At 41.0% G+C, this 3,342-nt stretch carries 6 protein-coding genes; 2 read left to right on the top strand and 4 right to left on the bottom strand.

Features of this window, described 5'->3' with window-relative positions:
• Positions 1-313 precede the first annotated feature (313 nt).
• The 4 genes from CK510_RS28230 to CK510_RS34135 form a co-directional block, all read right to left on the bottom strand.
• Positions 314-454: a type II toxin-antitoxin system RelE/ParE family toxin gene (locus CK510_RS28230; RefSeq protein ID WP_245912482.1), complete on the bottom strand. Its 141-nt coding sequence runs from the start codon at positions 452-454 to the stop codon at positions 314-316.
• Entirely contained in the window at positions 451-639 is a 189-nt protein-coding gene (locus CK510_RS28225; RefSeq protein WP_095724801.1) for a hypothetical protein, read from the bottom strand. Before CK510_RS28225 ends, CK510_RS28230 begins: the two co-directional genes overlap by 4 nt.
• Before the next feature lie 123 nt (positions 640-762).
• Positions 763-1,668 carry a CoB--CoM heterodisulfide reductase iron-sulfur subunit B family protein gene (locus CK510_RS28220; protein ID WP_095724800.1) on the bottom strand — a complete coding sequence of 302 codons (906 nt, stop codon included), beginning with the start codon at positions 1,666-1,668 and terminating at the stop codon, positions 763-765.
• Between the two features lie 305 nt (positions 1,669-1,973).
• Positions 1,974-2,105: a hypothetical protein gene (locus tag CK510_RS34135; RefSeq protein WP_281257097.1), complete on the bottom strand. Its 132-nt coding sequence runs from the start codon at positions 2,103-2,105 to the stop codon at positions 1,974-1,976.
• Here CK510_RS34135 and acpP point away from each other — a divergent pair.
• On the top strand, positions 2,097-2,348 hold the full coding sequence (gene acpP, locus CK510_RS28215; RefSeq protein ID WP_095724799.1) for an acyl carrier protein: 252 nt from the start codon (positions 2,097-2,099) through the stop codon (positions 2,346-2,348). The genes CK510_RS34135 and acpP overlap by 9 nt on opposite strands.
• 159 nt (positions 2,349-2,507) lie before the next feature.
• Positions 2,508-3,342, top strand: an 835-nt coding sequence (locus CK510_RS28210; RefSeq protein ID WP_143289480.1) for a beta-ketoacyl-ACP synthase II, incomplete at its 3' end; no start/stop codon positions are given.

Genomic DNA, 3,342 nt, shown 5'->3' with positions numbered 1-3,342 from the left:
ACGGCTTAAAAGTTGACTAAATATAGAACCCCTCTCCAAACCTCTCCCCTTACTAAGGGGAGAGGCTTAATAAATATTAGGTTTGGCAAATAAAAAGTATAATCCTTAACCGTTTTTAGTATAGTTAATTTTCCTGGATTGAGAATCTAAAACTGTTGCGATACTCCAAAGGAGTCACTTCGTGAACGCGGAATAGTTGATTTTCGTGGTTTGGGAATCTATCACTGTTCCCTTTGCAGAATAGTTGATTTTCCTGGATTGGGAATCTATAACTGTTCCGTTTGCGGAATAGTTGATTTTCTGGGTTGGGAATCTATAACTGTTGCGATCGCGTTTTGATTTTAGGGGTGGTTCGTTCGATAATCCTAGCGGCATACTGAGGTGAGTTTTGGGCAATGTATGTATAAATTGCTGAGAGGTTTTCTACGGCTGTTTCTGTCCAAAAAAATTTCACTCTGGTAATCCAAATTTTGCCCTAACTTCCTTTACGGAAGTTATTTTACCAGCGTTACTATCAGCAAGTCCAGCTTCAACTACTTGCCGAACATAAATCTCATACATTAAGTCATCCCATGTGGAGTTATCAGGTAATTTGTCAATTAGCTTTCGAGCTTCTTCCTTAAGATTGAGCTTTTCCATAGAAATTCACAGATAACTTACTTTTTTATATTGTATTTTGTTTGCCAAAAGGTGATTTTGATAAATCTGTCAGAGCAGTAGAGACGTTAAATGTAACGTCTCCAGCAACCAAAATCTCAAAAATTAAAAACCCAATTTCTCCAAAAGTGCTTTCGTAGAAACAATATGTCGATCCAAACCCAATTCCTTAGGACTAATTCCCAAAGCCAAAGCAACCAACTGGGGTAAATGCAATATCGGTAAACCCAACTGACTACCAATTACCTTTTCAACTTCCGGTTGACGAGAATCTAAATTGAGATGACACAAAGGACAAGGTGTAACAATACAATCCGCACCATTCGCGATCGCATCCTGAATCTGCTTCCCTGCCATTTTAAATGATTCTGTCGTCGCATAACTCGAAAGAGGCCAGCCGCAACATTGGGTACGACCTTTGTAATATATTGGAGTTGCTCCAACTGCCCGAAATACATTCTCCATTGCTTCGGGATTGAAAGGATTATCGTAAGTAGTATTTTTCTGGGAACGTAATAAATAACACCCGTAAAAAGCAGCGCATTTGAGATTGCTTAGTTTGCGAGTCACCCGGTTTTGAATTTCCTCCACACCATAGTCAGCAACCAAAGCATATAAAAGGTGTTTTACTTCGGTGCTACCCCGATAAGGTAAACATCCTTCTTTTTGTAATAAACCATTGACTTTATGCAAATAATCAGGATTTTTTTCTTGACTTTCCTTGAGTCTTTCATCCACATGACCAATAACACCTTGACAAGTGCTGCAATGGGTCAATAAAGGTAAATTTAATTCTTCCGCGAGAGCAATATTGCGAGCATTGACCGTATCTTCCAGTAGTTGGGAATCCTCTTTAAAAGTACCAGAACCACAACATGAAGCTTTTTTAAGTTCAACTAGTTCAATTGATAACGCTTTGGCGAGAGCTACAGTAGACAAATGCAGTTCCCCACAAGCCCCCTGAGCAACACAACCGGGGAAATAAGCATACTTTAGCTGGTGAGATAGCATAAGAAGAAGAGTGAATTGTAGGCATTTGCCCTTGACAATAACTGTTTTATCATTTTTAGCATTGCTCAAGAGCATTATTGTAGTTCGTATTAATTTATATTGACAAAAACTATGGCAAATTAGTCACAGTTGGGAAGTAAAATTATTGCATCAGCCAAATGGGGCGAATCTGCTATTCAATTAAGATTTCATCCTTCGGCAAACAAGTGAAATCATTCCACAGCATGGCTCGGCAGCATGTGTAAATGACCAACTTATTTGAGAAATCTTTTTTAGAGGTTCCCACCAAGATGACAAAATTGGTATCACACAAGCAAAATTGAGCCGAAAATATGTGCGGGCGATCGCGCTTGACGATAAGATGTATATGCAAAAAAAGCACTTGCCCACAAAGAGCGGACTATAGCAACTGGTTGAGGATTTAATTTATGAGCCAAACAGAAATATTTGATAAGGTCAAGAAAATTGTTGCGGATCAGCTAAGTGTCGAGGATGAAAAAATCACACCTCAATCAAACTTTGCTAACGATTTAGGGGCTGATTCCCTAGATACCGTTGAAATGGTAATGGCTTTGGAAGAAGAATTTAATATCGAAATTCCTGACGAAGCCGCAGAAAAAATTACCACCGTTCAAGAAGCAGTGGATTACATCAACAACAAAGTTGCCGCATCCGCATAAACGGGGAACTAACAGTCCCCTCTGGGGATGAGAGTTAATGGGGAATAGTAATTGGTAAATAGGTATTGGACATTTCCTACTCCCTACTCCCCATTCTCTACTCCCCATTCTCTACTCCCTAAATAATTGCCTGAATGAAGAGCCTCCTAAACTATCGTCATGACAGAAGATTTTAAACGTAAACGTGTTGTTATAACTGGTGTTGGCGCAATTACTCCGATTGGCAATACTCAATTGGAATACTGGGAAGGATTGGTGAGTGGACGCAATGGTATTGGCAATATCACTCACTTTGATGCGTCGCACCACGATTGCCGTATTGCTGGTGAGGTAAAAAACTTCGATCCACAAGACTATATGGAGCGAAAAGAAGCCAAGCGGATGGATAGATTCGCTCAGTTTGGGGTTTCAGCAGCAAAACAAGCACTTGCGGATGCAAAATTAGTTATCAATGACCTGAATGCAGAACAAATCGGTGTCATGATTGGTTCGGGTATTGGTGGCATAAAGGTTTTAGAAGACCAACAAGCTATTTACCTAAATCGTGGTCCCGATCGCTGTAGTCCTTTCATGATTCCAATGATGATTGCCAACATGGCATCTGGATTAACTGCGATTCAAATTGGTGCAAAAGGTCCAAATTCCTGCCCGGTAACGGCTTGTGCTGCTGGCTCCAATGCCATTGGTGATGCTTTCCGCTTAGTCCAAAATGGATATGCCCAAGCAATGATTTGCGGAGGAACTGAGGCTGCAATTACCCCTCTTTCCATCGCTGGTTTTTCTGCTTGTAAAGCCCTTTCGCTTCGCAATGACGACCCAACCCACGCTTGCCGTCCATTTGACAAAGACCGTGATGGCTTTGTGATGGGAGAAGGTTCAGGAATCTTAGTGTTGGAAGAATTAGAACATGCCTTAGCCCGTGGAGCGCGTATTTATGCGGAAATCGTCGGCTATGGCATGACTTGCGATGCCCACCACATAACATCCCCACCAC

It is taken from the genome of Brunnivagina elsteri CCALA 953 (genome assembly GCF_002289455.1).
GTDB lineage: Bacteria > Cyanobacteriota > Cyanobacteriia > Cyanobacteriales > Nostocaceae > Brunnivagina > Brunnivagina elsteri.
Note: the sequence above shows the minus strand (reverse complement) of the source record. Positions and strands in the feature narration are given on the sequence as shown.

Excerpts from the sequence above, each read along its gene's own strand:
- CK510_RS28225 (WP_095724801.1), bottom strand. The coding sequence starts at position 639 with ATGGAAAAGCTCAATCTTAAGGAAGAAGCTCGAAAGCTAATTGACAAA.
- CK510_RS28220 (WP_095724800.1), bottom strand. The coding sequence starts at position 1,668 with ATGCTATCTCACCAGCTAAAGTATGCTTATTTCCCCGGTTGTGTTGCT.
- acpP (WP_095724799.1), top strand. The coding sequence starts at position 2,097 with ATGAGCCAAACAGAAATATTTGATAAGGTCAAGAAAATTGTTGCGGAT.